Raw genomic sequence first — 26,481 nt, 5'->3', positions numbered from 1 at the left:
AGTGATGCTTTGTTCCGCTCCGGGGAGGCCCGCCGTGTTCGTATTGCTTCTCCTCCTCATCGTGGTCTTGTTCGGCCTCGGCTTCATCAACCCCATCTGGTGGGTGGCCGCGGCCGTGTTGGTCTTCGGCGCCACCCGCCACGGCCGCGATCGCGGGGGAGGCTGGATCCGTGGCGACGGTTCCGATCTCGGGGACTACCGGGACTACGAGAACCGTCGGGATCGTCAGGACCGCTGGGACCGTCGCTACAGCCGTCAGCACCGGGCGCGCTGGAGGCGCGAGGACCGGCGGGACCATGAACGGCGAGGGTGACCGGTGAAGTTGCCCGACATCCAGAGGTTCCGGGGCGGCTTCAGCCGCGCCGGACGCGCCGAAATCGTGGAGAGGCACGTGCCATGCATCGCACAACCATGCTTCCGGGGGATTGGTGGGACCTGACGGCCGAGAACTCGGTAGAGGACCAGCCGGGTCAGGATGTCGTGGCGCTGCGCGCCGAGATCGATCAGCTGCGGCGGGCACTGGCCGGCCGCATGGTCATCGACCAGGCGTGCGGCATGGTGATGGTCCTGGCCCCCTGCCGCCGTGGGCCGGCCAGGAACCTGCTGGTGGACATCTCGCGGCAGTGCAACACCAAACTTCCGGAGGTGGCTGCGGCCGTGGTCGCCGCCTGGGAGGGTGAGCCGCTCTCGCGGCTGATGCAGCGGGCGCTGCGGCACGCACTGCGGCGGCTCTGCGCGGAAGACCGTGGGTGCGACTCCTCACCGGCGGATGAGACGTCAGGAAGGGGAAGGTCATGATTCACGCAGCCGACGTCCGGGAATGGCGCGACCGCGATGTCGTCGATACCGAGTCGCACAAGATCGGTGTCCTGGAGGCGGTGTATGTGGACACCACCACCGATGAGCCGGCCATGGCCACGGTACGGATCGGGCTGCCCACCCGGCACCGGCTGGTCTTCGTCCCCCTGGAGGATGCGATCGCCGGGCCGGGCTATCTCAAGGTCGGCTATGTCAGAACGCTGGTGAAGCAGGCTCCTTCGATCGGCACCGACGACGTGCTGCCCGCCGAGCAGGAGGAGGCGATCTTCAAGCACTACGGACTGGCCTACAAGGCCGGTGCGGCCGGCGAACGGCAACTGGCGCGCCGCTGACCACCGACGGACAGGACGACTGCCCTGTGAGGTACGCACCATGCGCCTACTGACCACCCCCGCGAAGAACAGCGGCTGTTGACGGCCGTGGCTTCGGCGGAGGAAACGGCTCTACTGGCCGAGATCGTCGAACTACGCGCCAGGAACGAGCAGTTGGGCCGTGCGCTGGCGAGCCGTGCGGTGATCGACCAGGCGCGCGGCATGCTGATGGCCCTGGCGCCCTGTTCCAGCGAGAGGGCCTGGGACCTGCTGGTGGACGTGTCGCAGCACTGCAACATCAAGCTCCGTGACGTGACTGCGGCCCTGGTCGCCACGACGAAGGACGAGGCGCTCCCGGAACCGATACAGCGAGAGCTGCGCCGGGGGTTGCGGCGCCTCCGTCAGGAGGACCGGCGGTGACGGCATGCGTGCCCAGCGGGCGGCACCGGGAGCTGTGAGCTCAACTCTCCGGTGCCTTCGTCCAGGACGGCCGTCGGACGCCTCCGTTGTGTAGCCCACCTCGTGGAACTCAAACACCGGCCTGTCCCTTCCCCGACCTCAAAGCCGTTGAGCAGGCAGAACGCTCGAAGAGCGCCACCCCGCCGACGGCGTCACCGCGGTGGCGGCAGGTAGACGGTGAGCGCATGTGCCGCTTTGTCGAGGTGGAGCGTGTCAGCCGCCGGGCTCACTTCGCCGTCACGGGTGTAGTCCTCTTCCTCGCTCATTCCGTCGATCCGCAGCCGGGTGACCGTGGTGGCCTGGTAGACACGGGAGCGGGCGAGGGTTCCGGTGAGGAAGGCGGCGACGAGCCGGGTGCGGGCGAAGGGGTGGCTGCCGTCGACGGTGCGGACGTCGAGGAGTCCGTCGTTGAGGCTGCGGCGGTGGGAGGGCGCGAAGCCGGGCGGGTCGTAGCGGCTGTTGCCGGCGAAGAGCAGCCACAGCCGTCGGTGCCGCTGACGGCGGACGGGCTACGGCCAGGTGCTGGTGGGTGCCGCGGGCTGCCTCCTGATCGGCATCGGCGCGGTACTCGCCGTCCGGGCGGCCATGCGGCGCTTCCTCAGGCAGCTGGACACCGGCACCATGAGCCACCGTACGAAGCAGGTCGTCACCGCTCTGGGCGTGGGCGTGGGCGGAGGCGTGGCACGTGGCGTGGTGTTCGCCGCGGCCGGGATCTTCATCCTGGTGGCAGCCGTCCACTTCGACCCGCACGAGGCCAAAGGCGTGGACGCCACGCTCCGCAGCTTCACGCAGACACCGGTGGGGCCATGGCTCCTGGTCGCCGTCGCGATCGGGCTGGTTCTCCTCGGCGTCTTCTCCTTCGCCTCCGCTCGCTGGCGCCGCCTGTGAAACGGTGACCCAAACCGATCTACCGGCTCCTCCCGCAGGCTCGCCTTTGGGCCGGGCCGTCACCACGCACCGGTCACACAACAGCGGCGAACCGTTTTGCCCCCGTCACCGACCGCATGTGGGCATGTGGAGCGGCGGTACAGCATGCCGTCGACGACAGCGCCGATGACGACCAGCGCGATGGCGCCGCTGAGCAGAACCAGGAAGAAGGCCATGGCGCTGCGCTTCCCAGCGGTCGTCTACCAGTAGTGCCAGCGTCCTCCGGTCTCGCGCGTACCTCAATTTCAAGGTAGAGGCAACCCATGGCGGTGGTGTGCCGGACAGAGCGGTTCTACCGTGAGGACAGGAAGCAGATCCCAGGAGCACGTCGTGATCATCCTCGGACTCGTCATTCTCGTCGCCGCGGTGGTCATCGGCGTCGTCGGCGTTCTTTCCAACAGCGGCAGCGCCCATGAGTTCACCGGCGGATTCTCCGTCTTCGGAGTCGACGTCACCGGCTCCACCGGCACCCTCTTCCTGTACGGCATCGTCGTCGGGGCGGCGGCTCTGCTCGGGCTGAGCCTGCTCCTGACCGGTACACGCCGCACCGCTCGTCGCGGCCGCACCGCACGTCGCGGGCTCAAACCGTCTCGGCGCGAGACAGCCACAGCCGAACAGGAACGCGGCGTCCTGATCAACGAACGCGACACCGCCCGCGCGCAGACGGGGTGGGCGGAGAGGGATGACGAAGACCCTGCCGGACCGGTCGAACGCCCCCGTCACAAGCAGCACTGGTTCCACACCGGGCCGCTCCCCGCTGACGATCCCGCAGACGACCTTGCCCGCACCGGACGCCCAGACGCCGCTGCGGTCATGATCGGTCGGCTCCGACACAGACCTCGGTTGACCTGCCGGGCGCGGTGCTGGTGGGACCCGGAGAGCGGGTGTTTTTCATGGACTGGCTGAGAAGGCTGCCTGTGATCGGAAAGCTGATGCGTACGCACGCTTGGCGGGCGTACGAGCGGCTGGATGCCGTCCACTGGGCCCGGCTTGCCGCGGCCATCACCTTCACCAGTTTCGTCGCGCTCTTTCCGCTGATCACCGTGGGCGCCGCGATCAGCGCCAAGCTGCTGAGCGACGACCAGCTCGGGAAACTCCAGGACAAGATCGCCGACCAGGCACCGGGACTCTCCGACCTGCTGGACCTGGACAGTCTCGTCGCGCATGCCGGATCCGTCGGGCTGATCGCGGGCGCGCTGCTGCTCGTGATCGGCATCAACTGGGTCGGCGCCCTGCGCGGGTGCCTGCGCGTGGTGTGGGAGAAGGAGCAGGACCCGGGCAATCCGTTCGTGCTCAAGCTCAAGGACTTCGGGGTGCTGGTCGGCCTCGGCGCGGTCGGGCTGGTCGCGATCGGCAGTTCGGTGTTCGCCATCAGTGCCGTCGGCTGGGCCGCCGACAAGGCCGGTATCGAGGGTGGGGCGGGACGGGCCCTGCTGTTCTTCGCCGGCCTGGCCATCGCCCTGATTGTCGACTTCCTGCTGCTGGCCTACGTGCTCACCCGGCTGCCGCGGGTACATCCCGACCGGCGTGCGGTCCTGGTCGCCGGGCTGATCGGTGCGGTGGGCTTCGAACTGCTCAAGTGGTTGCTGACCGGCTACCTGCAGGGCGTCGCCGGGAAGAGCATGTACGGTGCCTTCGCCGTGCCGGTCGCCGTTGTGCTGTGGATCAACCTCATGGCCAGGCTGCTGCTGTACTGCGCCGCTTGGACAGCGACAGCGGCGGGGACGGCGGAGCGGTCCGGCGAGACAGCCGAGGGCGAGGGCCCGGAGCCCGGGACCAGCCCCGCAGACGACGCCGCACCACAGCGTGCGTCAGCCGGCAGCCGCGCACCAGCAGCACCGCACCTCCCAAAGCACGGCCCGTGATCCGAGCGTGGTTCTTCGTGCTGGGCAGCTGCGTGCGGTCACCGCCTCGGCGGCGGTGTCAGGCCACCAGGCCGGGAAGGGGTTCGGAGTCGTCGATGAAGGCGCGGGCCAGATCGGACAGGCGTCGGTTGTGGGCCCGGGCGTAACTGCGCAGGGTGGTGAACGCCTGCTCCATGTCGATGCCCTGGCGTTCGGCGAGTTTGCCCTTGGCCTGTTCGATCAGTACGCGGCTGTTGAGCGCGGTCTGCAGCTGTTCGTTGAGGACGGTGCTGCGGTGGACGGTGCGTTGTTGCAGGAGGCTGATGGTGGCGACGTCGGCCAGGGCCTGGGCGATGAGTGTGCCGGCCGGGTCGAAGGGGCCGGGGGTGGCGTGGAAGAGGTTCAGGGCGCCGACGACCTCGTCCCGCAGACGCATGGGCAGGGCCTGGACGGCCCCGAACCCGCTGCGGTGGGCCGCCGTGACGAAGCGCGGCCAGCGGTCGACCTCCCGGGTCAGGTCGGGGACTGCCACCGGTGTGCCGGTGCGGAAGCATTCGAGGCAGGGGCCCTCGTCGTTCTGGAGCTGGAAGAGCTCAAGGAGGCGTACCCGTTCGTCGGAGGCGGCCATGACGCGGAGTTTGCCGTCACGGTCGGCGAGCAGCACCCCGGCCGCGCTCGCATCGAGCATGCCGACGCAGCGGTCGGTGAGCAGGCGTAGGAAGTCGATCAGGTCGAAGTCGGCGACCAGGTTGTCCGCCAGCTCGACGAAGGTCTTGGCAAGGAGCTGCTGATTCATCGTGGGCACCTCTGTTGAGTTGAGACTAGTCCCGCCAGAACGGGGCGGGAAGCACAGCACGTTCGTCGGATGGCACCAGTGCGTCAGGTTTCCTCGTCGGTCCGTCCCGGTTCCGTGTCCGGGGAGAAGCGGAGCCGGTGGGCCACGACGTCGGCGGCCACGTCGGCGAGCCGACGTCCCTGCGTATAGGCGTAGGCGCGCAGCCGGACGAAGGCTTCGTCGATACCGACGCCGAGCTGGACGGTGAGGATGCCGGTGGCCTGGTCGATCTCGGCCCGGTATCCGCCCAGTTCCTCGAAGCCTCGATCTGCCAGTGCTCGGTCGACCGGTCCGCCCGTCTCGTCGATCCGCGCATCGAGCAGGAGCAGCGTCGCGAGATCGGCGAACGCCAGCGCATCGGCCAACTGCTCCCTGTCCAGCACGGTGGGGATGTCGGCGTACAGGTCGAGGACTCCCGGGCTGATCGCCCCCATCTGTAGGGGGAGTGCGAAGACGGCGCGTGCTCCGGCTTCCAGTGCCGCGTCGGCGAACAGGGGCCAGCGGTCCTGCAGTGCGCCGGTCAGTAGATCGGGCGTCAGGACGGCCGAGCCGTGCATGAAGGCGTCCACACAGGGCCCTTCACCCAGGGTGAGCTGGAGCTCCTCCAGTTGTTCGCTGATGGCGTCGGTGCTGCACAGCGGGTGGCTCGCGGCGGTCCGGGACATCGCTGATACTCCGGCTCCGCCGACCGGCAGTGCGGCCACCGCCGCGGTGCACACATCGACCACGCCGACCCGGGCGCCGCGTCGGGCCGCCTGTTCGGCGACCAGTACCTGGATGCGGGCCGACCGGCTGTCGGACCTCATCCGGGCCACCGGGTCCAGGCGTCGTGGGCAAGTCCCTCCAGCCGCGCCGTGGTTCGTTCCCCGAGGGGGAACACCAGCGCACGGAACATGGTCGGGCCCGCCGGCCGCCACATTTCTCCGACGTCCAGCCATCCCCAGGAGCGGAGCGACGCCAGGGTCGGGTGATCGTCCTGATCCACCAGGGTGGCGCCGAGGGATGCCTGGTGGTCGCTCAGCAGCCGCTCCTGCAACCGGCGGGCCACGTCCTGGTCCTGCGGGTGCGGGCGGACCAGGATGCTGGTGATCGCGAAGACGCCGCCGGACGCGGTGAGCTGTTCAATGCTCTGCGGCAGTGCCCCGTCGAACCCGAGCCACCAGAAGCCGTCACTGCCCACAGGGAATCCGAAGGCGCATCCCATCAGGTGGTCCGTCTCCTCGATCACCATGGCGAACCCCGGCCGCCGGATGTCGCCGGTGAGACGGTTCAGGAAGTCCTGGCGGCTGCGGCTGCGGCTGCGGTGTGCCTCAGGGGCGGACGTCTCGCGGGAGTCGACGTACAGATCCGCCAGCTCCCCGCCCAGGCCCTGTGCCAGCCAGCGGTTCACGTGGCGCAACCGGACCGCGTCCATGGTGAACGGCTCGTCTGCATGGGGCTTGTGCGGCTGCCCCTGCCTGGGCTGGGCCGTCACCGCGCATCGCCCGAGAGGACAGCCACCAGCGGAACACTCCGCTGCGGCAGGGCATGGGCTGTCGAGGCCGGGACGTCCCCGAGAGACGGTGACAGACGCCCGAGCGGAAGGCCGAGAAGCAGGAACCCGCAGCCGGTGAGGTCGAGGGTCCGCCCCATGGTCGGTGGCGGATTGTGCAGTCGCAGGATTCCGCCGGCCTCCGTGGTGCGCTGCGCGGCGTCGAGGAAGGCTTTGAGGCCGCTGCAGTCGCAGAAGGTCACGGGGGTGAGGTCGACATCGACGATGCGGATGCCGTCGCTCAAGCACCGTGCCAGTGCCGCGCGCACCAGTGGTGCCGATTCCAAGTCGATGTCACCGGCCAGGGTGATCAGTGCCCGGTTCCCCCGGTCATGACGGTAGATGTTGAGCTGCGGTAGGGGCATGACGCCTCGGTTCACAAGACCATCCGGCAGCGAGATGGGGACGCCGGCTTTCCCGGCCTCCCTCGGCGCGCTGCCGACAGGGGCGTACGTTCGGCGGAGGCGGAACGACGGCCGGTCCGAGGGCCTGTGCAACAGGACAGGGGACCCACCCGGTTCCCTCCAGGGATGCGCCGGGTGACGGACGAGAGGCCCGCTCCCCGCAGTCATCTGTGTCGTGAAACGACAAGCCGCCGGGGTCTGGGACGCCTGTTCGGCAGCATAGTCCTCGCACGGTGCGACAGGTGGTCCGAAGCCATCCAGTCTCAGAATGTGGACGGTGTTGAATCGCCAATGCGCGCGCATGTCCGGTGCCCTGCACGGTACTTGGACAGGCAGCGCGAAAGCGGCGGCGAACAGCCGCTCAGGCATGGCAGTCCGTCGACTGCCCGAGGAGGTGGCTTCGCATGACGGAGTCGAACGGCTCAACCCTGCAGAATCCCGATCCCGATGGGCCGAGCATCGGCGTGGGCACGATGCTTCAGACCGCACGGCCCGGTCCTCAGGAACCGCCGGGGACCCGCGGCCGGACGGCCATCGCGGACGGGGGTGGTGGAGAAGATCGCAGGGATCGCCGCACGGGAGGTCCCCGAAATCGACGCACTGGGCGGCGGATTCACTCGCAGCATGAGCGCCGTGCGCGACCGGGTCCCGGGAGGCCACGCGAGCGCGGGACGCGGCGTCAAGGTCGAGGTCGGTGAGAAACAGACCGCCATCGACCTCCAGGTCGTCGTCGAATACGGGGTGAGCATCACCGCCGTCGCCGCGGAGGTCCGCGAGAACGTGATCGCCGCGGTGGAACGGATGACGGGCCTGGAAGTCGTCGAGGTGAACATCGCCGTCAACGACGTGCGCTTGCCGGACGAGGACACGCCGCAGCCCAGCGAGGACCGCGTGCTCCAGTCGCGAGGCGATCAGGGGCAAGGACGCGGCCCCATCGCTCCTCCGCGGCACAGGGACAGCCACCGACTGCAGGCGGTGATCACCTGATCCGGGCGCAACTCAGCCCCGATGACTGGCCATACCCGGCCGCTCCCCATTCGGATCCGCCGGCACCAGGATGGAGCGCAGCGCCTGCTCAGCGCCGACGGCCGCTTCCCCGGGAGGACCAGCCAGACCCCACGCCGGCCGAGTGCACAGCGAGGAAAGCAAGCCCGGCAAGCATGAGACTCGTCGGACTGAAGATCACCTCGGTCGACGTCTCGGTGACACGGATGATGAAGGCGATGACGAAGAGTGCGGCGGCCACGAATGCGAGCATCTGTCTACCCCTGTCGGTGGACGACGAACCACACATGATCCCGGTGGCTGCGCCGCTACCTGCCGGGTGCCCCGGACAGCGCAGATCAGTCGCGTAAATCCCGCGCCGGAGTCGGCGCCGACACCCCGTTGCCCGACCTGCTGACGCTGCGAACGAGGCAACCGGGACTGCTGCTACCGCAAACCCCTCGGCCGCCCAGCCCACAGATCGACCGAACCGACATGTCGAGCTCAACAACACCTCTGGTGAGCCGTTCCACGGACACGATCCGTGCAACGATGGGAAGTGGACAGGCCGCCACCGAGCACCCGGATCCTGATCGGATGCCGCAGTCGGCCATCTGTGACAGTGAGGAGCGCCCCATGGGCGCGAACACGACCGAAGCTGCGGTACCTGACCCTATTCAGGAGCTGACGGACCGACTGACGGCCTCCTACGCCCACCTGCTGACGGCTGCCATCGTGCGAGATGTGGTGCAGGACTGCTACCAGCCACTCAGCAACGCTCGTATCCCCAACTACGTGCCGATCCTCGTCGAGCACAACAGTCGCACCAAGCTACGACAACTCACCCGGCGCTCCGATCCCACGGTTCTCCGTAAGTTGTTAGGCGGCCAGGGAGGGCCGGGTGTGGCTGACGGTTCTCTGCCATCAGTGGCTTCGAAGGAGTGGCCGCCCGGTTCTCCGGGGCGCCCTGACTGCTGATTGAGATGTGCGCGCCTTGTGCGGTCGCTGATTACGGAGATGACAGCGGGGTGTTCCTCGGGCCGGCGGCATGCCGAACGGCGCGAGGAGGGGCGAGTGTGCTGTGGGCCCTGCTGCGTGACGGGCGGGTGTTCACCTCCACCCCACCAGTCACGCAGGCGGCTTGACTTCGTCATTGAGACTCCTTCGCGAGCACCCCGACGGGACACGAGGCCACTCCATCACGAGGGCCTGTCGAAGGGTCCGAGCCGCCCTGACCCGCTCGGCATAGGCACGGCGCCCATGGAAGGCACACGGGCCCGCTCGACCATCGGCCTTCCAACACGCAGAGGCTCCGCCCGATGCTCCGCGCTCCTGGAGCTGCCCGATCCGGCACCGCCCGCGCCGCCGGCCCCCAAGCACCCCGTCGGCATCCGGGTCCGAGGGTTGTCGGGGAAGGCGTCGAAGAGATACTGCCCGAGCAGGTCGTTGCGGGTGCGGCCGGTCGCCCGCAGGTACGCCTGGTTGACGTCGATGATCAGCAGGTCCGGACCCAGTACCAGGTACGGGCTCGGGGTCGCGACGAACAGCGCCGCGTAGTCGATCTCCGGTTGCGCCACAGCGTTTCCTGCCAGTCCGGCGCGGCTCACCAGCCGCCCATCCCTCAATCTACGAGCCACCGGACGGGACCGCTCGGCACGACCGATCGCCATCCGCCGGATGCCGCGTGTCGGCGTACTCGTCGACGTGCCCAATCGGGTACGGATGCGTCTGTACCCGACTGGGTACGTTCACGTGTACGCCGACACCGCGCGGGCCGGGAGGGCTGCTGGCGGTCGGCACAGCCACGGGTCGGGGAAGGCGGCGGCGGGTCTGGCGGGGGTCCGCCACAGGTTGACGCGGCCGTGTCGTTCCGGCCGGTGTCGGCGTTGGCGGGGTGACGCGTGCACCGGTGTGGCCCCCACGGCGGACCAGTGCCGTCCGCGGCCCTTATCTGAGCCCGGCGTCGGGGCCGCGTCAAGCCACCGTTCGCGCAGCCGGATGCCTCCACGGCTGCAGTACGACCAGCGCCCTTCGAACACCAGGTGCGCGCATACGGTGACACGAGTGGAGCGGGAACGGAGCAGAGGGCGTTCAGACGGAAACAGCAATGACCCGCCAGACCGTTGGCGCTTCTGTGTGCTGTCGGCCACATTTGGCTAGGTCAGATGCCGTTCTTGGGCAAGAAGCGAGGCGTGCCTCCAAGTCCGTGCCAGGGTCGGAATTTCGTCGCGAGTCTGGCCATCGGACGCTTCGCGAAGCGTCCTTGAGCTGCGTAAATGCGTCAACAGGTGAGGCCGGTCGCGTCGTTCGGGTTGCCACGGGGGCGAAAAAGAGCAACGGTTCCGGAGGCCGCTTGTGTCTGAGACAACGCCGCTGGTCGGGGCCCTGGGAATGCTCAGTTGGCTGGGAGCCGTCCACAGATAGTCCACGGGAGCATGGCCCACTGCCAGGGAGTTCGGTCAGCGCTCGGCCCTACCCTCGGAGTCGTGCGGTGACTCCAGCCGTGCTAGCCGCCCAGGCATGCTGTTATCTGGGGCTGCTGATGTCACTCGTCGATGTCGGTTCGGGCCCAGCGCTCTTCGCGTCGCCGTCGGCTCCCCAGGGGGCCGCCCCAGTCCCAAAACGGCCAGTGCAAGGCCCCGCCGCACCGGTAAGATAAGAATCTTCGGCCGGCGGAGGCTGGACGGAGTCCTCGAAGGCCAGGCACATCTTGCATCTCGCCGACCGTCCCGCACGCCGCCGCCTCAGCACCGCCCTGGAGAACCTCTCCGCCACCTTCCGCGGCATGACCGCACGTCCGGACGAGCACAACTGCGAATGCCACTGGGGCAGCCCGGAGGAGCTCTCCCTTCTGAAGACGCCGGACGTGGAACTGGAGCCGGACCTTCTGCGCCGGGCCTGGCAGGCCACTGGCTGGACCGATCACGCGGCCGTGCTGCGGCGCATCCTGCCGCAGTTCGCCACTGTCCTGGTCGCCGGTCGCGCGAATCCCCTGTTCGGACTGGAAGAGGCCGGAGACTCCTTCGCCCGCGCCCGTTGGCAACAATGGCCCGCCGAACAGGCTGATTCCGTACGCGAGTTCCTGCATGCCTGGTGGGCAGAGAGCCTCACCGATCCGGATGCTGCCGTCCCGGCGCACCAGGTCTTCGTAATGTGTGCAGAGGCGTCCGGAACGCTCGGCCCTTGGCTTGCCGACTGGCAAGAGCAGACTGGGTACCTCAGCGACCAACGCCTTGCCGAGGCGGCCGCAGAGTGGGAGTACGAGCTCCTGGGAGAGAATCTTCCGTGGTACGTCGACTGGTACGAGCACGACGAGGAGGAGCTGCGCGCCGAACTGGTCGCCTGGCTCCTCGGCCACGCTGCGATGCGGCTCCGGGAGGCGGGCGCTTCGGAGGATCTGCAGCACCGGATACGGTTGCTCGGACTCACCGGTGAGGACCGCTGGACGGATCCGCACTGGCCTGGTCACCGCTACTGACGGTCAGTGGATACGAAGGCTTTCCTGGCCGCGCCCGGTTCCGGTGTGACTCCGGGGGCCTACCTTGTCCCCGACAGTATGTGAAGTGTCGAAGACCCCGGACCATGATCGTCCAGGGCCTCCCTTGGTCCCCCGGCGGGATGCGAACCTGCGACACCCGCTTTAGGAGTTCGATCGTGCCCCTGCGCGGCTGCGGTCCAGCTCGTGTGTGGGGGCCATTGCCGGGTGCTGACTGTCGCGGCTGTTCGTGGTCGTTGATGTCAGCGTTGGATGTCAGCGGAACAGCTTGTCCGATCCCGGGTGATGCTTGACAGTTCGATCCCAGCTGATGGTTGACAGGGGCCCTGATCGGCGATGTCGTGCGCGTCCTTGTGAAGTGGCGTGAGTCGCAGCTCCGGCGCTGGCAGCCTGACCTCCAAGGTCTACAAGGCTTGCCCATGGATAAGCAGATCGTGGCCAGGCTCTTCCTCAGCCCCACCGTGGGAGCCGCCACCACCCTCTACTGGGCGTCCCCGAGTCAGGAGTCGGCGTCCGCACTGAGCTCGCCTGTCTGGGCCTCGGCCGACGACTGTCGCCTGGCGTACTCCCGGGCTGCCTTCTCGTATGGGGAGCCCATCTTGCGTCGGCCGGTACGCGGGTCTAGCAGGAACGGATCCCGCAGCAGCTCCTCATCCGGCTGCGGCGGCTCCTGCCAGCCTGTAGGTGTGAAGACGATCGCGTACTCCTCCAGCCCTTCGTGGAGGACCTCGTGTCTGCCCAGGCTTTCCATGAACCGCTGATCGGCGTCCTCCCGGCCCTTGGCATACACCCGCACCAGGTGGGTGCGTGAGGTCGGCAGATCCAGTTGGACGGACGGCTTGGACTGCCCGGTGGTGCACCCCCACAGCTCCATCCGCCCGCCGTACAGCGGCCGGTACTCCACCGTGTCCAGCAGCGCCCACCCCTCGCCGAGCTCCGGCAGGTCCTCTTCCGACTCAGTGCCGATCAGCGTCACCGGCGCGTTGTGGGACTGTACGCAGCTGACCACCGTCACCTGCCCGGGGGTGAGCAGCACCGGCCGACCGCTGGCGAAGTCGGGCTCCCCAGCCAGCCGCTCGAAACCGCCCTCCACTCGCTCGGTGACGTAGAAGTGGCCGTAATCGATGTCCATGATCGTGTCCCGCCGTTCCACGGTCCCTCCTCACCGCCGAAGAAGCGCCACTGCATGGCGTCCACCGTCAAGCATCACCTGGGACCGACAAGGGAGAGGAAGAAGTTCGACCTCGTGCTGACGACGAAGTACGGGAACGCGGTCCCGGCCAATACGTGGAACACGGAGATCTGGAAGCCTGCGCTGGCCAGGGCCGGCGTCATCCCGCCGCGCGCCAAGGGGACCAAACCCTGGCAGTGGCAAGCGGCGCCGAAGTACGGGTTCCACGTGCTGAGGCACACATATGCGTCCCTCGTGCTGGAGGCAGGCGAGTCGGTCGTGACCCTCGCCAAGTGGCTGGGGCATTCGTCGCCGACCATCACCCTCGACCACTACACCCACTTCATGCCGGAGGCAGGGAAGAAGGGGCGCAGGGCGATCGATAGCCTGCTGGGGGAGCGGGCGGAGGAGAGCTCTGACCCAAACTCCACAGATTCTCCCCAGGACCGATCCTGAACGCCGATCGGTCAGGCCGATGCGCGGAAACAGCGAGGTGAGAGCCGTATGTTCACCACCCGACCCACGCTCCAGGGCACCTTCGGCATGGTGTCCTCCACGCACTGGCTCGCCTCGCAGTCGGCGATGGCGGTCTTGGAGGACGGCGGCAACGCGTTCGACGCGGCCGTGGCGGCGGGCTTCGTCCTGCATGTCGTCGAACCGCACCTCAACGGCCCGGCGGGCGAGGTGCCGATCATCCTTGCCCCGGCCGGCGGTGAGGTCCGGGTGCTCTGCGGACAGGGCGTGGCGCCCGCCGGTGCGTCCGCCGCGCACTACCGGGGGCTGGGCCTGGAACTCGTCCCCGGCACGGGCCCCCTGGCCGCCGCCGTGCCGGGCGCGTTCGACGCGTGGATGCTCCTCCTGCGCGACCACGGCACCAAGGACCTGGCCGACGTCCTCAAGTACGCCATCGGCTACGCGGAGGACGGACACGCGCCCGTGGAGAACGTGGGGGCTACCGTCGAGTCCGTGCGGGACCTCTTCGAGAAGGAGTGGCTGTCCTCGGCGGAGGTGTACCTGCCGGACGGGCGGGCGCCCCGGCCCGGCGAGCTGCTGCGCAACCCGGCCCTGGCCGCGACCTGGCGGCGGCTGCTCGCCGAGGTCGAGGGGGCGGGGGGCCGGGAGGCCCGGATCGAGGCGGCGCGCGCGGTGTGGCGCTCCGGCTTCGTCGCCGAGGCCCTCGTCCGGCAGGCGGGCCGGCCCACCCTGGACACCAGCGGCGAACGGCACACCGGCACGCTCACCCTGGCCGACCTCGCCGCCTGGTCCGCGACCTACGAGGCACCGGCGACGTACGACTGGAACGGCTGGACCCTGTGCAAGGCCGGCCCCTGGAGCCAGGGCCCCGTCCTCCTCCAGCAACTCGCCCTGCTGCCGCCCGAACTGCCCGCGTACGGGTCCGCCGAGTACGTGCACCTCCTCGTCGAGGGCTGCAAGCTCGCCATGGCGGACCGGGAGGCCTGGTACGGGGACGCGGCGCCGGTACCGCTCGCCGAGCTGCTGTCCGACGAGTACAACGCCGCGCGGCGGGCGCTCGTCGGCGACACGGCGTCGTACGCACTGCTGCCGGGCGCTCCGGGCGGCCGTACCCCGCGACTGAGCGCGCACGCGCATGTGGTGGCCACCGACGAACCGGGCTTCAGCGCGCTGGGGGTCGGCGAGCCCACGGTCGCCAAGGGCCTCGGGGGAGGGGGCGAGCCCACCGTGGCGAAGAGCCCCCGGTCGCCGATGCCGGGGGAGCCGGAGGTCGCGGCGGACGGCGGCACCCGGGGCGACACCTGCCACCTCGACGTCGTCGACCGCTGGGGCAACATGGTCGCGGCCACGCCCAGCGGCGGCTGGCTGCAGTCCAACCCGGTGGTGCCCGAGTTGGGCTTCCCGCTCGGCACCCGGCTGCAGATGGCCTGGCTGGACGAGGGCCTGCCCAACACCCTCACCCCGGGCCGCCGCCCGCGCACCACGCTCACCCCGTCGCTGGCGCTGCGCGACGGGGTGCCCGCCATGGCCTTCGGCACGCCCGGCGGCGACCAGCAGGACCAGTGGCAGCTGCACTTCTTCCTCGCCGTCGCCCTCCGGCCGCGGGTGCGCGGCGGGCTCGACCTCCAGGGCGCGATCGACGCCCCGAACTGGCACACCGACAGCTTCCCCGGCTCCTTCTACCCGCGCGGCATGCGCCCCGGCAGCGTCACCGTCGAGTCCCGGACACCCCCACCGGTCGTGGAGGAACTGCGCCGACGCGGCCATCACGTGGTCGTCGGCGAGGCGTGGTCCGAGGGCCGGCTGTGCGCGGTCGCACGCGACCCGCGGACCGGGGTGCTGTCGGCGGCGGCGAACCCGCGTGGCATGCAGGGGTACGCGGTCGGGCGCTGAGCGGGGGCGAGCCCTCGGCTTCCGACCGACGGCGGTCCGCCCCGGGTATTCACGGCGATTCCATACCGAATACGCCGAACGGGTGGGGATTGTCAGTGCCGCGTGCTGTCATGGGGGCATGATCGAAGACAACGAAACCATCGACGAGTTTCTCGCCCGACACGCCTCGGACGTCGAGGAAGCGATCCGCAAGGCCGCCGCCACGGAGATCATGCCGCGCTTCCGGCAGCTCGCCGCGCACGAGGTCGACCAGAAGAGCGGCCCGCACGACCTGGTGACCGACGCCGACCGCAAGGCCGAGCTGTATCTGACGGAGGCGCTCGGCGCGCTGCTGCCCGGCTCGGTCGTGGTCGGCGAGGAGGCGGTGCACGCCGATCCGGCGTCGTACGAGGCGCTCCAGGGGGAGGCGCCGGTCTGGATCGTCGATCCGGTGGACGGCACCCGGCAGTTCGTGCGCGGCGAGCCCGGGTTCTGCACCCTCGTCGCCCTCGCCCGGGGCGGAGTCCTGCTCGCCTCCTGGACGTACGCGCCCGCCCTGGACAAGCTCGCCGTGGCGATCCGCGGGCAAGGGGCCACGCTCGACGGCGAGCCGCTGCGTGCCGGGTCGCCCGACCCCGGCCGTGACCTCGACATAGCCACCTCCCACCCGGACTACACCACGGAGGAGCAGAAGCGGGCCCTGCTCGGCCTCTGGAGCGACGGCGTGTCCCCGCGTGCCTGCGGCTCCGCTGGGCTGGAGTATCTCGCCCTCGCCCAGGGCCACTTGGACGCGGTCGCCTTCAGCTGGGAAGCGGCCTGGGACCACGCGGCGGGCCTCCTCCTGGTCGAGGAGGCGGGCGGCGCCCACCTCACCCTGACCGGCGAGCCCTTCCGCATCACGGGCGGCAACACCCTGCCCTTCACCACGGCCCGGGACGCGGCCACCGCCCGCCGGGTGCTGGGGCTGCTGACGGGCGGCGCCTGAGCGAGGGGGCGACCGCCGCGGGGCCCAGCCCGCGAGCCGCACGGGCTGGGGGAGAGGTCCTCGCCGTCAGGCCGGGGACGCGCGGCGTCGTCGCCGCGGCTGAGGGCGAGCGACACCGGCGCGGCCCCCGGGGCGACTCGGCGCGGCCCACCCGGGACCGGTGTCGTCGGTGGTGCGGCATATCCTGAACGCAGGTTTTGGCGCGGGTTTTGCCGTCGGCGGGATTGCGGTGGCAGGGCCCGGTGGTCATCGGCCGACGACGAAGGGGTCCGGACGTGCCGTCGATGCTCGACGCGGTGGTGGTGGGGGCGGGGCCGAACGGCCTGACGGCCGCCGTGGAGCTGGCCCGGCGCGGGTTCTCCGTGGCCGTGTTCGAGGCGAAGGACACCGTGGGAGGAGGCGCCCGCACCGCGGAGCTGACCCTGCCCGGTTTCCACCACGACCCCTGCTCGGCCGCCCACCCGCTCGGCGTCAACTCGCCCGCGTTCAGGGCGATGCCGCTCCACCGCCACGGCCTGGAGTGGCTGCACGCCGACCTCCCGATGGCGCACCCCTTCCTCGACGGCTCGGCGGCCGTGCTGTCGCGCTCGGTGGGGGAGACGGCCGCCTCGTTCGGACCGCGTGACGCGGGCGCGTACCGCCGACTGGTCGAGCCCTTCCTGCCCAAGTGGGACACGCTCGCCCGGGACTTCATGTCCCTGCCGCTGTCCGCGCTGCCCCGTGACCCGGTCACCCTCGCCCGCTTCGGCCTCGTCGGTCTGCCGCCCTCGACCTGGCTGATGCGCCGCTTCAAGGACGAGCGGGCCAAGGCGCTGTTCGCCGGACTCGTCGCCCATGTCATCGCCCCGCTCGGGGGCCTCGCCACCGGCGCCGTCGGCCTGGTCTTCGCCCTGGCCGCGCACGCCGCCGGCTGGCCTGTCGCCCGGGGCGGCTCGCAGGCCATCTCGGACGCGCTCGCCGCCTATCTGGTGGACCTCGGCGGCACCGTCCACACCGACTACGAGGTCAAGCGCCTCGACGACCTGCCGCCCGCCCGCGCCTACGTCTTCGACACCTCGCCCACCGCGCTGGCCCGGATCGCGGGCTTCGGCGGCCACTACGACGCCTACCGCTACGGCGCGAGCGTCTTCAAGCTCGACTACGCGCTGGACGGCCCCGTGCCCTGGACCGCCGAGGAGGCGCGCCGCGCCGGCACCGTCCAGGTCGGCGCGAGCAGGGCCGAGATCGGCGCGGCCCTCGACGCGGCCTCCCGGCAGAACCGCGCGCCCGACCCGCCCTTCCTGATCACCGTGCAGCCCAGCCTGGTGGACCCCGGCCGGGCCCCCGAGGGCAAACACGTCTTCTGGGCCTACGGCCACGTCCCGAACGGCTGGACGGGAGACCTGACGGACGCCGTCGAGCGCCAACTGGAGCGCTTCGCACCCGGGTTCCGCGACCGCGTCCTCGCCCGCGCCACCGCGGGCCCGCCCGAACTCGCCGCGCACAACGCGAACTACGTGGGCGGCGACATCGCCTGCGGTGCCGCCTCCGGACTCCAACTGCTGCTCCGCCCGAGGCTCTCGCTCCGCCCGTACGCCACCCCGCACCCGGCCGTGTTCATCTGCTCGTCGGCGACCCCGCCGGGACCCGGGGTGCACGGCATGTCGGGCCACAACGCGGCCAAGGCGGTGTGGCGGAGGCTGCGGCAGGAACCCTGAGTTCACCGGCGCGCCGAGCGGCATCACGGACAACATCACGAATCGACAAAGGTCTTCACGCTTTCTCCATGTGAATGCCCAAGTCGCGTGGGTAAGTTGCCGCCATGAAAGATCGGAGAGCGGGGGCGGGTTCCGGCTCGCGGCCTCGCGTGGGCCTCGCCGACCTCGCACAACTGGTGCGCGCCCCGGCCGCGTTGAGCGTCCCGGGCGACGTGCTCGCGGGCGCTGCCGCCGCAGGGCACCCGCTGGGCGCGCGGACGGTCGGCGTGATGGGTTCGTCCGTCTGCCTCTACTGGGCCGGCATGGCCCTCAACGACTACGCCGACGCCACGGTCGACGCGGTCGAGCGCCCCGAGCGCCCCGTCCCGTCCGGCCGGGTCCCGCGCCGCACCGCCCTCGCCGTCGCGGGCACCCTGACCGCCGGGGGCCTCGCGCTCGCCGCCGCCTCGGGGGGCCGCCGGAGCCTCATGGGAGCGCTTCCGCTGGCCGCCGCCGTCTGGGCGTACGACCTGAAGCTCAAGTCCACCCCGGCGGGCCCCGCCGCCATGGCCTCCGCGCGGGCCCTCGACGTCCTCGCGGGCGCGTTGGCCGCCGGGCGCGGGCGGGACCGCACGACCGGGACCGGTGCCGCCCTGCTGCGCGGCGCCGTCCCCGCCGCGTTGGTCGGCGCCCACACCTACACCCTGACCGCCCTCAGCCGCCACGAGATCTCGGGCGCCCCCGCCCGGCTGCCGGCCGCGACCCTCGCCGCCTCCACGACGACCGCCCTCGCCACGGCACTCCCGGCCGCCCGCACGGCCGTCGCCTGGCGCGCCGGGCGACTTCAGGGGCGCGCAGGCACCGCCGCCGCCGCCCGGGCCGCCGTGGTGGCCGCGGGCACCCTCGCCTACCTCGGCAGCTACGGGACGGCTCAGGCCCGTGCCGTAAGGGAACCGTCGGGCGAGAACGTACGGCGGGCCGTCGGGGCCGGGATCCTCGGACTGATGCCGCTGCAGGCGGCGTTGACCGCACGCAGCGGAGCCACGGCAGCGGCGGCGGCCCTCGGTGTCGTACACCCCCTCGCGCGGCGGCTCGCCCGGCGCATATCCCCCACCTGAACGGCACGGACCTGCGCAGGAGGAGAGCCGGAATGACCCCGCCCCCCACCCCCCTCAGATTCGGCTACGGCACCAACGGCTTCACCAACCACCGGCTGGGCGACGTCCTCGCGGTCCTCGCCGACCTCGGCTACGACGGCGTCGCCCTCACCCTCGACCACGGCCACCTCGACCCGTACGCGGACGACCTGCCCCGGCGGGTGGCCGCGATCGCCCGGGACCTGGCCCGGCACGGACTGGACGTCACCGTGGAGACCGGCGCGCCCTACCTCCTCGACCCCTGGGGCAAGCATCATCCGACCCTCATGGCGGACGGGGCCGAGCGCAGGATCGACCTGCTGCGACGGGCCGTACGCATTGCCGCCGACCTCGGCTCGCCCACCGTCCACCTGTGCAGCGGCCCCGCGCCGGACGACGGGCTGCCGGAGGGGGACGCCTGGAAACGGCTCGCGGCGGGTGTCGAGACCGTCCTGGAGACGGCGGAGGAGTACGGCGTGTCGCTGGCCTTCGAACCCGAGCCGTACATGTTCGTCGACACCGTGGAGCGGTGCCTCGAACTCGCCGAACTGATCGGTGGGCACGAGCTGTTCGGGATCACCCTCGACGTGGGGCACGCGCACTGCGTGGAGGAGCGGACCGTGCTGGAGTGCGTCCGCCTCGCCGCCCCGCGTCTGCTGAACGTGCAGGTCGAGGACATGCGGCGGGGTGTCCACCGGCATCTCGAACTCGGCACCGGCGAGATCGACTTCCCGCCCGTGCTCGCCGCCCTCCAGGACCTCGACCACCGCGGACTGGTCTCCGTGGAGATCCAGGGCGGTTCTCTCGACGCCCCCGAAGTGGCCCGCCGCTCGCTCGACTTCCTGCGCGCGGCGACGACCTGACCCACCCCTGCCCGACGACCTCACCCCCCGCCCCCTCCTTACGTCCTCCACCCCCACAGGAGGTTGTTCCGTCATGGTCTCCACCGGAATGCCGCCCGCCGAGACGGCCGAACTCTCCGACCCCCGCACCCTCCTCGCCCGCCACCCCCTGGACCCGGCAGCCCGCGCCTGGCTCGACGAGGCGATCGCCCGGGTCGCCGAGCGCCCCGCCGCCGTCCGCACCCTGTTCCCCGCCGCCCGAAGACGCTGCGGGCGTGCCCGGCTGGACGCGCGCTGGACCGTCGACGAGGCCGCCCGCGCGGTCCTGCTCACCGCGCTGCCGCTGGGCGGACAGCCGCTCGCCGACGAACTGGCCGGCCTGCACCGCCACGGCGACCCGGCCGAACAACGGGCGGTCCTGCGGACCCTGCCGCTGCTCGCCGCCCCGGACAGCGGCGACGCGGTCCGCGAGCCCCTCGGCGACCTCGCCCTGCCCCTCGTCCGCGAAGCCCTGCGGGGCAACGACAGCGGCATCATCGAGGCCGCTCTCGGCCCGTACGGCGCGGCCCGGCTGCCGGACGCCGAATACCGGCAGGCCGTGCTGAAGTGCGTGTTCCACGAGATCCCACTGGACCGGATCGACGGACTCCCCGCCCGCGCCGACGCCGAACTCGCCCGGATGCTGGCCGACTTCGCCCACGAACGGGTCGCCGCGGGGCGTGACGTACCGACGGACATCTGGCCCGTCGTCCGCCCCTTCCCCGCCGCCGACCGGCTCACCGACGGACTCACCGCCGAGACACGGGCCGCCGCACCCGAGCGCCGAGAGGCCGCCGAACGCGCCCTGGCGGAACTCCGCCGGACCACGGCCTCACCCTAGCCGGGGCACCCGCGTCCACGGCCTCCGCAGGTCACCGTGGCCGTATTGCCAGCCACTGCCACTGCCACTGCCACTCCCACCTCCACCGCCACCTCCACGCATCGTCACCGCCCCGCCACAGTCGGCGCGGCTCACCGGACCACCCGAGGAAAAGGCCTGCCCGTGCGCATCTTCGACCCCCACATCCACATGACCTCCCGCACCACCGACGACTACGAGGCGATGCACGCGGCCGGCGTGCGCGCCGTCGTCGAGCCGGCGTTCTGGCTGGGCCAGCCCCGTACCTCGCCCGAGAGCTTCTACGACTACTTCGACGCACTGCTCGGCTGGGAGCCCTACCGGGCCGCCCAGTTCGGCATCCAGCACTTCTGCACGATCGCCCTCAACCCCAAGGAGGCCAACGACCCGCGCTGCCGGCCCGTCCTGGACGAACTGCCCCGCTACCTGGCCAAGGACCGCGTGGTCGCGGTCGGCGAGATCGGCTACGACTCCATGACGCCCGAGGAGGACGAGGCCCTCGCGCTCCAGCTCCAGCTCGCGATCGAGCACGAACTGCCCGCCCTCGTGCACACCCCGCACCGCGACAAGGCCACCGGGACCCGGCGGACCCTGGACGTCGTACGGGAGTCGGGCATCGCCCCCGAACTCGTCGTCCTCGACCATCTCAACGAGCTGACCGTCGGCATGGTCCTCGACAGCGGCTGCTGGGCAGGCTTCTCGATCTACCCGAGGACCAAGATGAGCGAGGACCGCATGGTGACCATCCTCCAGGAACACGGCACCGAGCGCGTCCTCGTCAACTCGGCCGCCGACTGGGGCCGTTCGGACCCGCTCAAGACCCGGAAGACCGCGGACGCCATGCTCACCGCCGGGTTCGACGACGACACCGTGGACAGCGTGCTGTGGCGCAACCCGGTCGCCTTCTACGGCCAGAGCGGACGGCTGGACCTCGACGAACCCAAGCCGGACGAGGAGTCCAGCTTCCAGGGCAACTCCGTCCGGCGCGGCGGGGAGTGAGGGGCCACCCATGCGTTTCCGTCACCCGGACGGCACCGCCGTCCACCTCGGCTACTGCAGCAATGTCCACCAGGCGGAGGATTTCGACGGCGTCCTCGCGCAACTCGCCGACCACGCCGAACCGGTGCGGGAGCGGCTGGGCGTCGACCGGCTGGGCATCGGGCTCTGGCTCGCCCGTGACGTGGTCGCCCGACTGACCGCTGAGCCGGGCGAGTTGGCGCGACTCAAGGGTGAACTCGACGCCCGGGGCCTGGAGACCGTCACCCTCAACGCCTTCCCCTACGCCGGGTTCCACCGCGACGTGGTCAAGAAGGACGTCTACCTTCCCGACTGGGCGGACGAGGCCCGCCTGACGCACACCCTGGACTGCGCCCGTGTCCTCGCCGCGCTCCTGCCCGACGACGCGGAACGCGGCAGCGTCTCCACCCTGCCGCTGGCCTGGCGCACACCCTGGTCGCCGGAGCGCGCCGACACCGCCCGCCGCGCCCTGGACCGGCTCGCCGCCGGGCTCGCCACGATCGAGTCGGACACCGGGCGCCGCGTCCGCGTCGGCTTCGAACCGGAGCCCGGCTGCGTCGTGGAGACCACCGCCCAGGCCGTACGGGAACTGCGCGGCCTCGACCCCGAACGGCTCGGCGTCTGCCTCGACGCCTGCCACCTCGCCGTGCAGTTCGAGGAACCCGGCGCGGCCCTGCGCCGCCTGGGCGAGGCCGGGCTGCCGGTGGTCAAACTCCAGGCGTCCTGCGCGATCGAGGCCGCCGACCCGGCCGCCCCCACCGCCCGCACGGCCCTTCGCCGCCTCGCGGAACCACGCTTCCTGCACCAGACGCGCACGGCGGCGTTCGCGGGGACGGGCGGGGAGCCGCGCACGCCTGAGGGGCCTACGGCGGCCGGGTTCGTGGCTCCGGAGGGGCGTACGGCGGCCGAGTTCGTGACTACGGAGGTGCGGGGTGCCGATGATCTGCCGGACGCGCTCGACGGGGGGCTGCCGACGGACACCGGTCCCTGGCGCGTCCACTTCCACGCACCCCTGCACGCCGCCCCCGAACCGCCGCTGCGTACCACCGCCGACCACCTGGTCCGGGTCCTGGCCGGACTCCTCGGCGGGCCCTCGGCGGACTGCGACCACATCGAGGTCGAGACCTACACCTGGTCCGTCCTCCCCGAACCGCCCACCGACCTGCCCGGCGGCATCGCCGCCGAACTCGCCTGGGCCCGCGACCGGTTGACCGACCTCGGCCTCAAGGACGACCGATGACGAGCCCGCGACCGCCCCACCGGAAGCCCCCGACCGGCTCCCGGCCCACCTTCGAGGAGAACCAGCGATGAGCCTTCGGCCCGGCAACAAGGAGCACCGGCGATGAGTACCCGACCCCACCGGCTCGTCGTGCTCGACATCGTCGGTCTCACCCCGAAGCTGCTGGCCCACATGCCCGCCGTGGCCGCCCTCGGCGAGCGCGGCTTCCGGGCCCGGCTCGACCCCGTCCTGCCCGCCGTGACCTGCACGGTCCAGTCCACGTTCCTCACCGGCGAACCACCCGCCGGGCACGGCGCCGTCGCCAACGGCTGGTACTTCCGCGACCTCGGCGAGGTGCTGCTGTGGCGCCAGCACAACGCGCTCGTCGGCGGCGAGAAGATCTGGGAGACCGCCCGCAGGACCGACCCCGACTACAAGGTCGCCAACATCTGCTGGTGGTACGCGATGGGCGCGGACGTCGACCTCACCGTCACCCCGCGCCCGGTCTACTACTCCGACGGCCGCAAGGAACCCGACTGCTACACCTGGCCGCCGTCCCTGCATGACGAACTCACCGACCGCCTGGGCCCGTTCCCCCTGTTCACCTACTGGGGCCCCAACGCGGGCATGCCCTCCACCCAGTGGATCCTGGGCGCCGCCCGCCAGGTCTTCGACGAGCACGACCCGGACCTCACCCTCGTCTACCTCCCCCAACTCGACTACGAGCCGCAGCGATCCGGCCCGGACTCACCCGCCACGATCCGCGCCGCCCGCCAACTCGACGACGCACTGCGCCCGTTGCTCGACCACTTCCAGCGCGAGGGCGCCACGGTGGTCGCCCTCAGCGAGTACGGCATCACGCCCGTCTCCCGCCCCGTGGACATCAACCGTGCCCTGCGCCGCGCCGGACTGCTCCAGGTGCATACGCAGGACGGCATGGAGTACCTCGACCCCTGGACCTCACGCGCCTTCGCGGTCGCCGACCACCAGGTGGCCCACGTGTACGTACGGGACCCGGCCGACACCGCGGAGGTCGCCAAGCTACTGGCCGAACTCGACGGTGTGGACGAGGTGTTGGACGCCGAGGGCAAGGCCGCGCACGGCCTGGACCACGAACGCTCCGGCGAACTCGTCGTGGTCGCCGCCCCGGACGCCTGGTTCACGTACTACTACTGGCTCGACGACGAGCGCGCCCCCGACTTCGCCCGCCAGGTCGAGATCCACCGCAAGCCCGGCTACGACCCCGCCGAGCTGCTCTACGACGAGACCGTCCCCGCGGTGAAGCTGCGCGCCATCGGCCAGGTCGCCCGCAAGAAGCTGGGCTTCCGCTACCGCATCAGCACGGTGCCGTTGAACCCCGCAGGCGTCCGCGGCAGCCACGGCCGTCTCCCCACCGACCCCGACGACGGTCCCGTCCTGCTGTGCTCCGCGCGCGAGCCGGCCCGGGAGGCGTACGCCGCCACCGAGATCAAGTCCCTGCTGCTGGGCCTCGCCGGCCTGACAGAACAGGAGCCGCACGCATGACGGCCCACCCTCCCCTCCCGACCCTCCGTCCGCTGCTCGACCCGTCGCCGGAGTACGCCAAGTGGCGTACCGAGGAGCCGATCCGGCGGGTGACGATCTGGGGTGACAACAGCCCCTGGCTGATCACCCGGTACGAGGACGCCCGCGCGGTCCTCGCCGACCCCCGCTTCAGCGCCGACGCGACCCGAGACGGCTTCCCCGGCTTCCGCCCGCAGTCGCCTCCCCGAGCGCCGGGCCAGTTCTTCATGATGGACCCGCCCGACCACACCCGCCTGCGCGCCGGGTCCTGATCCCGACTTTCGCCCCCGGCGCGCAGGTGGGCGGGCCCGTCCCAGTGGCCGGTTCCGCCCGCCCCCGCGGCCGGTCCCCGCCCGTGGCGGCGCCGGTCGAAATCGGAGGCCCGCCCGTCCCGTCGGCTGGTATAGAGGCGGGCATGACCACCATCACCCTCGTCCGGGGCGACATCACCGAGCAGTCCGTCGACGCCATCGTCAACGCCGCGAACTCCTCCCTCCTCGGCGGGGGAGGAGTGGACGGCGCCATCCACCGGCGCGGCGGCCCCGCCATCCTGGCCGACTGCCGCAAGCTCCGCGCCTCCCAGTACGGCAAGGGCCTCCCCACCGGTCAGGCCGTCGCCACCACGGCGGGCGACCTCGACGCGCGCTGGGTCATCCACACGGTCGGACCCGTCCACAGCCAGAGCCTCGACCGTTCCGCCCTCCTCGCCTCCTGCTACCGCGAGTCCCTCCGTGTCGCCGACGAGTTGGGCGCCCGGACCGTCGCCTTCCCGGCCGTGTCCGCCGGTGTCTACGGCTGGCCCATGGCGGACGCCGCCCGTATCGCGGTGGAGACGGTCCGCTCCACCGAGACCGCGGTCGAGGAGGTCAGGTTCGTCCTCTTCGACGACGAGGCGTACCGGGCGTTCGCCGAACAGGTGGGCTGACACCGGCTCCAGGGCGGGACGCGGCCCGGCGTGTCGCCCTCGCGCACTCTGACGGACGAACGGCGAAAGCGAGCCGAACGGCGTCGTACGGAGCGGTCTGTCGGGAGAAACACGCTGGTCAGGGTTGTCGACGTGGTCGGTCGGCGGGTTCGGCCGGGGGGTTGTGCTCGGTTGCGGCGCGTCGTGGCGCCTCTCACGGTGAGCGCAAGGACAGCTGCTTCGAAAGGAACATGCATGCGCGCCCTCGTCTCCCGTGCTCTTCTCCTGTCACCTCTGGTCTGCGGGGCGCTGGTCTTCGGGCCGGTCGGTACCGCCACCGCGGCCGTCGACGCGGGCCGAACCGCCTCGGACCGTGCCGCGAGCCGCGCCGCCGCGGTTCCCGAACCCGATCTGGACGCCTTCTTCGACGCGTTGGAGAAGGAGATCGACGCGCTCGTGGACAAGGAGGAGGCGGAGGCGGACGCCATCGTCGACAAGGAGATCGCCGACATGGAGGCGCTCCTCGACAAGCTCGACAGCGACCTGGACGCGCTGCTGGCCGACCTCGACGCCGACACGGACGCGGCCGCGGAGGCGGCGACGGGCACGGCCACGGAGACCGACGCCGTCGGCACCGACGTGGACGACCTGCTCGACCAGCTGGACCTGCTCGACCGCATGGACCAGAACGATGTGCTCGCCCCGCTGCTGGGCGAGATGACCACCATCGCCAAGCTGGACGCCGACCAGCTGGACACCGCCGAGGCGGCCCGGCACGTCGCGGCCCTGCGCACCGCCCACGCCACCGTTCAGCAGCGGTTGCAGAAGATCGAGGCGGCGGCCCCGGCCGGCTCCGACCGCGCCGCCGCGGCGGCCGACCCGGTCACGGATCTGCTGGCCGCGCTGCAGGCCGCCGTCGACGCGCTGCTCAAGGCGCTGACCTCGCTCGACCTGGGTGCGGTCCTGGGTGCCGTGACCGGTCTGCTCGGCCCGGTCCTCGGAGTCGTCACCGGTCTCCTGCAGCCGGTGCTCGGCCTGGTCACCGGCCTGCTCGGAGGGCTGCTCGACGGCCTGCCCGCCACGACGCTCCCGGCGATTCCGGCGGCGTGACCCCAGCTCGGGAAACCTGCCCCGA

Annotated in this window: 29 protein-coding genes and 1 pseudogene; 23 read left to right on the top strand and 7 right to left on the bottom strand. The window is 71.1% G+C overall.

Translation table 11 applies throughout. The features are described 5' to 3' along the window. The first annotated feature begins 34 nt into the window (after positions 1-34). From PUR53_RS27315 to PUR53_RS27285, 7 genes are all read left to right on the top strand, one after another. A complete protein-coding gene (locus tag PUR53_RS27315; RefSeq protein ID WP_329895790.1) occupies positions 35-313 on the top strand; it encodes a hypothetical protein in 279 nt (92 codons plus the stop codon). A gap of 83 nt (positions 314-396) precedes the next feature. Then, positions 397-798, top strand: coding sequence for an ANTAR domain-containing protein (locus PUR53_RS27310; RefSeq protein ID WP_329909966.1), 402 nt, complete (start codon positions 397-399; stop codon positions 796-798). After that, complete coding sequence (locus PUR53_RS27305; RefSeq protein ID WP_329895788.1) at positions 795-1,151, top strand: PRC-barrel domain-containing protein; 357 nt, start codon at positions 795-797, stop codon at positions 1,149-1,151. Before PUR53_RS27310 ends, PUR53_RS27305 begins: the two co-directional genes overlap by 4 nt. A gap of 87 nt (positions 1,152-1,238) precedes the next feature. Next, entirely contained in the window at positions 1,239-1,550 is a 312-nt protein-coding gene (locus PUR53_RS27300; protein WP_329895857.1) for an ANTAR domain-containing protein, read from the top strand. 564 nt (positions 1,551-2,114) lie between these two features. After that, the gene (locus PUR53_RS27295) at positions 2,115-2,477 is read left to right on the top strand and encodes a DUF1206 domain-containing protein (RefSeq protein WP_329909964.1); all 363 of its coding nucleotides are present in this window, start codon (positions 2,115-2,117) and stop codon (positions 2,475-2,477) included. Positions 2,478-2,846: 369 nt separating this feature from the next. Continuing rightward, positions 2,847-3,422 (top strand): hypothetical protein, encoded by a 576-nt coding sequence (locus PUR53_RS27290; protein ID WP_329895787.1) that lies wholly within the window; start codon positions 2,847-2,849, stop codon positions 3,420-3,422. After that, on the top strand, positions 3,410-4,381 hold the full coding sequence (locus PUR53_RS27285; protein ID WP_329895786.1) for a YihY/virulence factor BrkB family protein: 972 nt from the start codon (positions 3,410-3,412) through the stop codon (positions 4,379-4,381). Before PUR53_RS27290 ends, PUR53_RS27285 begins: the two co-directional genes overlap by 13 nt. Positions 4,382-4,439: 58 nt before the next feature. Here the strand turns inward: PUR53_RS27285 and PUR53_RS27280 are convergent, their stop codons facing one another. From PUR53_RS27280 to PUR53_RS27265, 4 genes are all read right to left on the bottom strand, one after another. Further along, a complete protein-coding gene (locus PUR53_RS27280) occupies positions 4,440-5,156 on the bottom strand; it encodes a GAF and ANTAR domain-containing protein (protein ID WP_329895785.1) in 717 nt (238 codons plus the stop codon). Between the two features lie 83 nt (positions 5,157-5,239). Next, positions 5,240-6,001, bottom strand: a complete 762-nt coding sequence (locus tag PUR53_RS27275) for an ANTAR domain-containing protein (protein ID WP_329895784.1) — start codon at positions 5,999-6,001, stop codon at positions 5,240-5,242. Continuing rightward, positions 5,998-6,669 carry a hypothetical protein gene (locus PUR53_RS27270; RefSeq protein WP_329909962.1) on the bottom strand — a complete coding sequence of 224 codons (672 nt, stop codon included), beginning with the start codon at positions 6,667-6,669 and terminating at the stop codon, positions 5,998-6,000. The genes PUR53_RS27275 and PUR53_RS27270 overlap by 4 nt, the downstream gene beginning before the upstream one ends. Further along, positions 6,666-7,091, bottom strand: coding sequence for an STAS domain-containing protein (locus tag PUR53_RS27265; protein WP_329909960.1), 426 nt, complete (start codon positions 7,089-7,091; stop codon positions 6,666-6,668). The genes PUR53_RS27270 and PUR53_RS27265 overlap by 4 nt, the downstream gene beginning before the upstream one ends. 512 nt (positions 7,092-7,603) lie before the next feature. On the opposite strand from PUR53_RS27265, the pseudogene PUR53_RS27260 reads away from it, so the two are divergent. Then, positions 7,604-8,024 (top strand): annotated as a pseudogene (locus PUR53_RS27260) (Asp23/Gls24 family envelope stress response protein); the annotation flags it as partial. A gap of 181 nt (positions 8,025-8,205) precedes the next feature. Here the strand turns inward: PUR53_RS27260 and PUR53_RS27255 are convergent. Further along, the gene (locus PUR53_RS27255; RefSeq protein ID WP_391015250.1) at positions 8,206-8,376 is read right to left on the bottom strand and encodes a hypothetical protein; all 171 of its coding nucleotides are present in this window, start codon (positions 8,374-8,376) and stop codon (positions 8,206-8,208) included. Between the two features lie 374 nt (positions 8,377-8,750). On the opposite strand from PUR53_RS27255, the gene PUR53_RS27250 reads away from it, so the two are divergent. Next, positions 8,751-9,092: a three-helix bundle dimerization domain-containing protein gene (locus PUR53_RS27250; protein WP_329909959.1), complete on the top strand. Its 342-nt coding sequence runs from the start codon at positions 8,751-8,753 to the stop codon at positions 9,090-9,092. Between the two features lie 221 nt (positions 9,093-9,313). On the opposite strand, the gene PUR53_RS48290 is transcribed toward PUR53_RS27250, so the two are convergent. Beyond that, a complete protein-coding gene (locus PUR53_RS48290; RefSeq protein WP_443078054.1) occupies positions 9,314-9,691 on the bottom strand; it encodes a PAS domain-containing protein in 378 nt (125 codons plus the stop codon). A 1,133-nt stretch (positions 9,692-10,824) separates the two neighbouring features. Between PUR53_RS48290 and PUR53_RS27240 the strand changes: the two genes are divergently transcribed. After that, positions 10,825-11,592, top strand: a complete 768-nt coding sequence (locus tag PUR53_RS27240) for a hypothetical protein (protein ID WP_329909957.1) — start codon at positions 10,825-10,827, stop codon at positions 11,590-11,592. A 517-nt stretch (positions 11,593-12,109) separates the two neighbouring features. Here PUR53_RS27240 and PUR53_RS27235 read toward each other — a convergent pair. Further along, positions 12,110-12,763 carry a hypothetical protein gene (locus PUR53_RS27235; protein ID WP_329895775.1) on the bottom strand — a complete coding sequence of 218 codons (654 nt, stop codon included), beginning with the start codon at positions 12,761-12,763 and terminating at the stop codon, positions 12,110-12,112. A gap of 33 nt (positions 12,764-12,796) precedes the next feature. Here PUR53_RS27235 and PUR53_RS27230 point away from each other — a divergent pair, with 33 nt between their 5' ends. The 13 genes from PUR53_RS27230 to PUR53_RS27170 all read left to right on the top strand — a co-directional run bounded on the left by PUR53_RS27230 (position 12,797) and on the right by PUR53_RS27170 (position 26,456). Next, positions 12,797-13,237: a tyrosine-type recombinase/integrase gene (locus tag PUR53_RS27230; RefSeq protein WP_329909955.1), complete on the top strand. Its 441-nt coding sequence runs from the start codon at positions 12,797-12,799 to the stop codon at positions 13,235-13,237. Positions 13,238-13,285: 48 nt separating this feature from the next. After that, complete coding sequence (locus PUR53_RS27225; protein ID WP_329909952.1) at positions 13,286-15,148, top strand: gamma-glutamyltransferase family protein; 1,863 nt, start codon at positions 13,286-13,288, stop codon at positions 15,146-15,148. 118 nt (positions 15,149-15,266) lie between these two features. After that, complete coding sequence (locus tag PUR53_RS27220) at positions 15,267-16,112, top strand: inositol monophosphatase family protein (protein WP_329895772.1); 846 nt, start codon at positions 15,267-15,269, stop codon at positions 16,110-16,112. A 284-nt stretch (positions 16,113-16,396) separates the two neighbouring features. Then, the gene (locus tag PUR53_RS27215) at positions 16,397-17,809 is read left to right on the top strand and encodes a phytoene desaturase family protein (RefSeq protein ID WP_329910022.1); all 1,413 of its coding nucleotides are present in this window, start codon (positions 16,397-16,399) and stop codon (positions 17,807-17,809) included. A 104-nt stretch (positions 17,810-17,913) separates the two neighbouring features. Beyond that, on the top strand, positions 17,914-18,906 hold the full coding sequence (locus tag PUR53_RS27210) for an SCO3242 family prenyltransferase (protein WP_329895771.1): 993 nt from the start codon (positions 17,914-17,916) through the stop codon (positions 18,904-18,906). A gap of 32 nt (positions 18,907-18,938) precedes the next feature. Then, positions 18,939-19,787, top strand: a complete 849-nt coding sequence (locus PUR53_RS27205) for a sugar phosphate isomerase/epimerase family protein (protein ID WP_329895770.1) — start codon at positions 18,939-18,941, stop codon at positions 19,785-19,787. A 73-nt stretch (positions 19,788-19,860) separates the two neighbouring features. Continuing rightward, a complete protein-coding gene (locus tag PUR53_RS27200) occupies positions 19,861-20,646 on the top strand; it encodes an EboA domain-containing protein (RefSeq protein ID WP_329895769.1) in 786 nt (261 codons plus the stop codon). A gap of 162 nt (positions 20,647-20,808) precedes the next feature. Continuing rightward, positions 20,809-21,663 (top strand): TatD family hydrolase, encoded by an 855-nt coding sequence (locus PUR53_RS27195; RefSeq protein ID WP_329895768.1) that lies wholly within the window; start codon positions 20,809-20,811, stop codon positions 21,661-21,663. Positions 21,664-21,673: 10 nt separating this feature from the next. Continuing rightward, on the top strand, positions 21,674-22,921 hold the full coding sequence (gene eboE, locus PUR53_RS27190) for a metabolite traffic protein EboE (RefSeq protein ID WP_329909950.1): 1,248 nt from the start codon (positions 21,674-21,676) through the stop codon (positions 22,919-22,921). 102 nt (positions 22,922-23,023) lie between these two features. Beyond that, positions 23,024-24,424, top strand: coding sequence for an alkaline phosphatase family protein (locus PUR53_RS27185; RefSeq protein ID WP_329895766.1), 1,401 nt, complete (start codon positions 23,024-23,026; stop codon positions 24,422-24,424). After that, positions 24,421-24,714, top strand: coding sequence for a hypothetical protein (locus PUR53_RS27180; RefSeq protein ID WP_329909948.1), 294 nt, complete (start codon positions 24,421-24,423; stop codon positions 24,712-24,714). Before PUR53_RS27185 ends, PUR53_RS27180 begins: the two co-directional genes overlap by 4 nt. Positions 24,715-24,857: 143 nt before the next feature. After that, the gene (locus tag PUR53_RS27175) at positions 24,858-25,367 is read left to right on the top strand and encodes an O-acetyl-ADP-ribose deacetylase (protein WP_329895764.1); all 510 of its coding nucleotides are present in this window, start codon (positions 24,858-24,860) and stop codon (positions 25,365-25,367) included. A gap of 234 nt (positions 25,368-25,601) precedes the next feature. Next, a complete protein-coding gene (locus tag PUR53_RS27170) occupies positions 25,602-26,456 on the top strand; it encodes a hypothetical protein (RefSeq protein WP_329909946.1) in 855 nt (284 codons plus the stop codon). The last annotated feature ends 25 nt before the right edge of the window (positions 26,457-26,481 follow it).

It is taken from the genome of Streptomyces sp. SP18BB07 (assembly GCF_036322545.1).
Classification (GTDB): Bacteria; Actinomycetota; Actinomycetes; order Streptomycetales; family Streptomycetaceae; genus Streptomyces; species Streptomyces deccanensis.
The sequence above is the reverse complement of the archived record's forward strand: the minus strand, read 5'-3'. Positions and strand labels throughout refer to the sequence as shown.

Coding starts and splice junctions, on each gene's coding strand:
- PUR53_RS27275 (WP_329895784.1), bottom strand. CDS start 6,001: ATGAGGTCCGACAGCCGGTCGGCCCGCATCCAGGTACTGGTCGCCGAA.
- PUR53_RS27205 (WP_329895770.1), top strand. CDS start 18,939: ATGACCCCGCCCCCCACCCCCCTCAGATTCGGCTACGGCACCAACGGC.
- PUR53_RS27305 (WP_329895788.1), top strand. CDS start 795: ATGATTCACGCAGCCGACGTCCGGGAATGGCGCGACCGCGATGTCGTC.
- PUR53_RS27170 (WP_329909946.1), top strand. CDS start 25,602: ATGCGCGCCCTCGTCTCCCGTGCTCTTCTCCTGTCACCTCTGGTCTGC.
- PUR53_RS27225 (WP_329909952.1), top strand. CDS start 13,286: ATGTTCACCACCCGACCCACGCTCCAGGGCACCTTCGGCATGGTGTCC.
- PUR53_RS27280 (WP_329895785.1), bottom strand. CDS start 5,156: ATGAATCAGCAGCTCCTTGCCAAGACCTTCGTCGAGCTGGCGGACAAC.
- PUR53_RS27210 (WP_329895771.1), top strand. CDS start 17,914: ATGAAAGATCGGAGAGCGGGGGCGGGTTCCGGCTCGCGGCCTCGCGTG.
- PUR53_RS27180 (WP_329909948.1), top strand. CDS start 24,421: ATGACGGCCCACCCTCCCCTCCCGACCCTCCGTCCGCTGCTCGACCCG.
- PUR53_RS27250 (WP_329909959.1), top strand. CDS start 8,751: ATGGGCGCGAACACGACCGAAGCTGCGGTACCTGACCCTATTCAGGAG.
- PUR53_RS27215 (WP_329910022.1), top strand. CDS start 16,397: ATGCTCGACGCGGTGGTGGTGGGGGCGGGGCCGAACGGCCTGACGGCC.
- PUR53_RS27200 (WP_329895769.1), top strand. CDS start 19,861: ATGGTCTCCACCGGAATGCCGCCCGCCGAGACGGCCGAACTCTCCGAC.
- PUR53_RS27230 (WP_329909955.1), top strand. CDS start 12,797: ATGGCGTCCACCGTCAAGCATCACCTGGGACCGACAAGGGAGAGGAAG.
- PUR53_RS27220 (WP_329895772.1), top strand. CDS start 15,267: ATGATCGAAGACAACGAAACCATCGACGAGTTTCTCGCCCGACACGCC.
- PUR53_RS27185 (WP_329895766.1), top strand. CDS start 23,024: ATGAGTACCCGACCCCACCGGCTCGTCGTGCTCGACATCGTCGGTCTC.
- PUR53_RS27310 (WP_329909966.1), top strand. CDS start 397: ATGCATCGCACAACCATGCTTCCGGGGGATTGGTGGGACCTGACGGCC.
- PUR53_RS27265 (WP_329909960.1), bottom strand. CDS start 7,091: ATGCCCCTACCGCAGCTCAACATCTACCGTCATGACCGGGGGAACCGG.
- PUR53_RS27285 (WP_329895786.1), top strand. CDS start 3,410: ATGGACTGGCTGAGAAGGCTGCCTGTGATCGGAAAGCTGATGCGTACG.
- PUR53_RS27175 (WP_329895764.1), top strand. CDS start 24,858: ATGACCACCATCACCCTCGTCCGGGGCGACATCACCGAGCAGTCCGTC.
- eboE (WP_329909950.1), top strand. CDS start 21,674: ATGCGTTTCCGTCACCCGGACGGCACCGCCGTCCACCTCGGCTACTGC.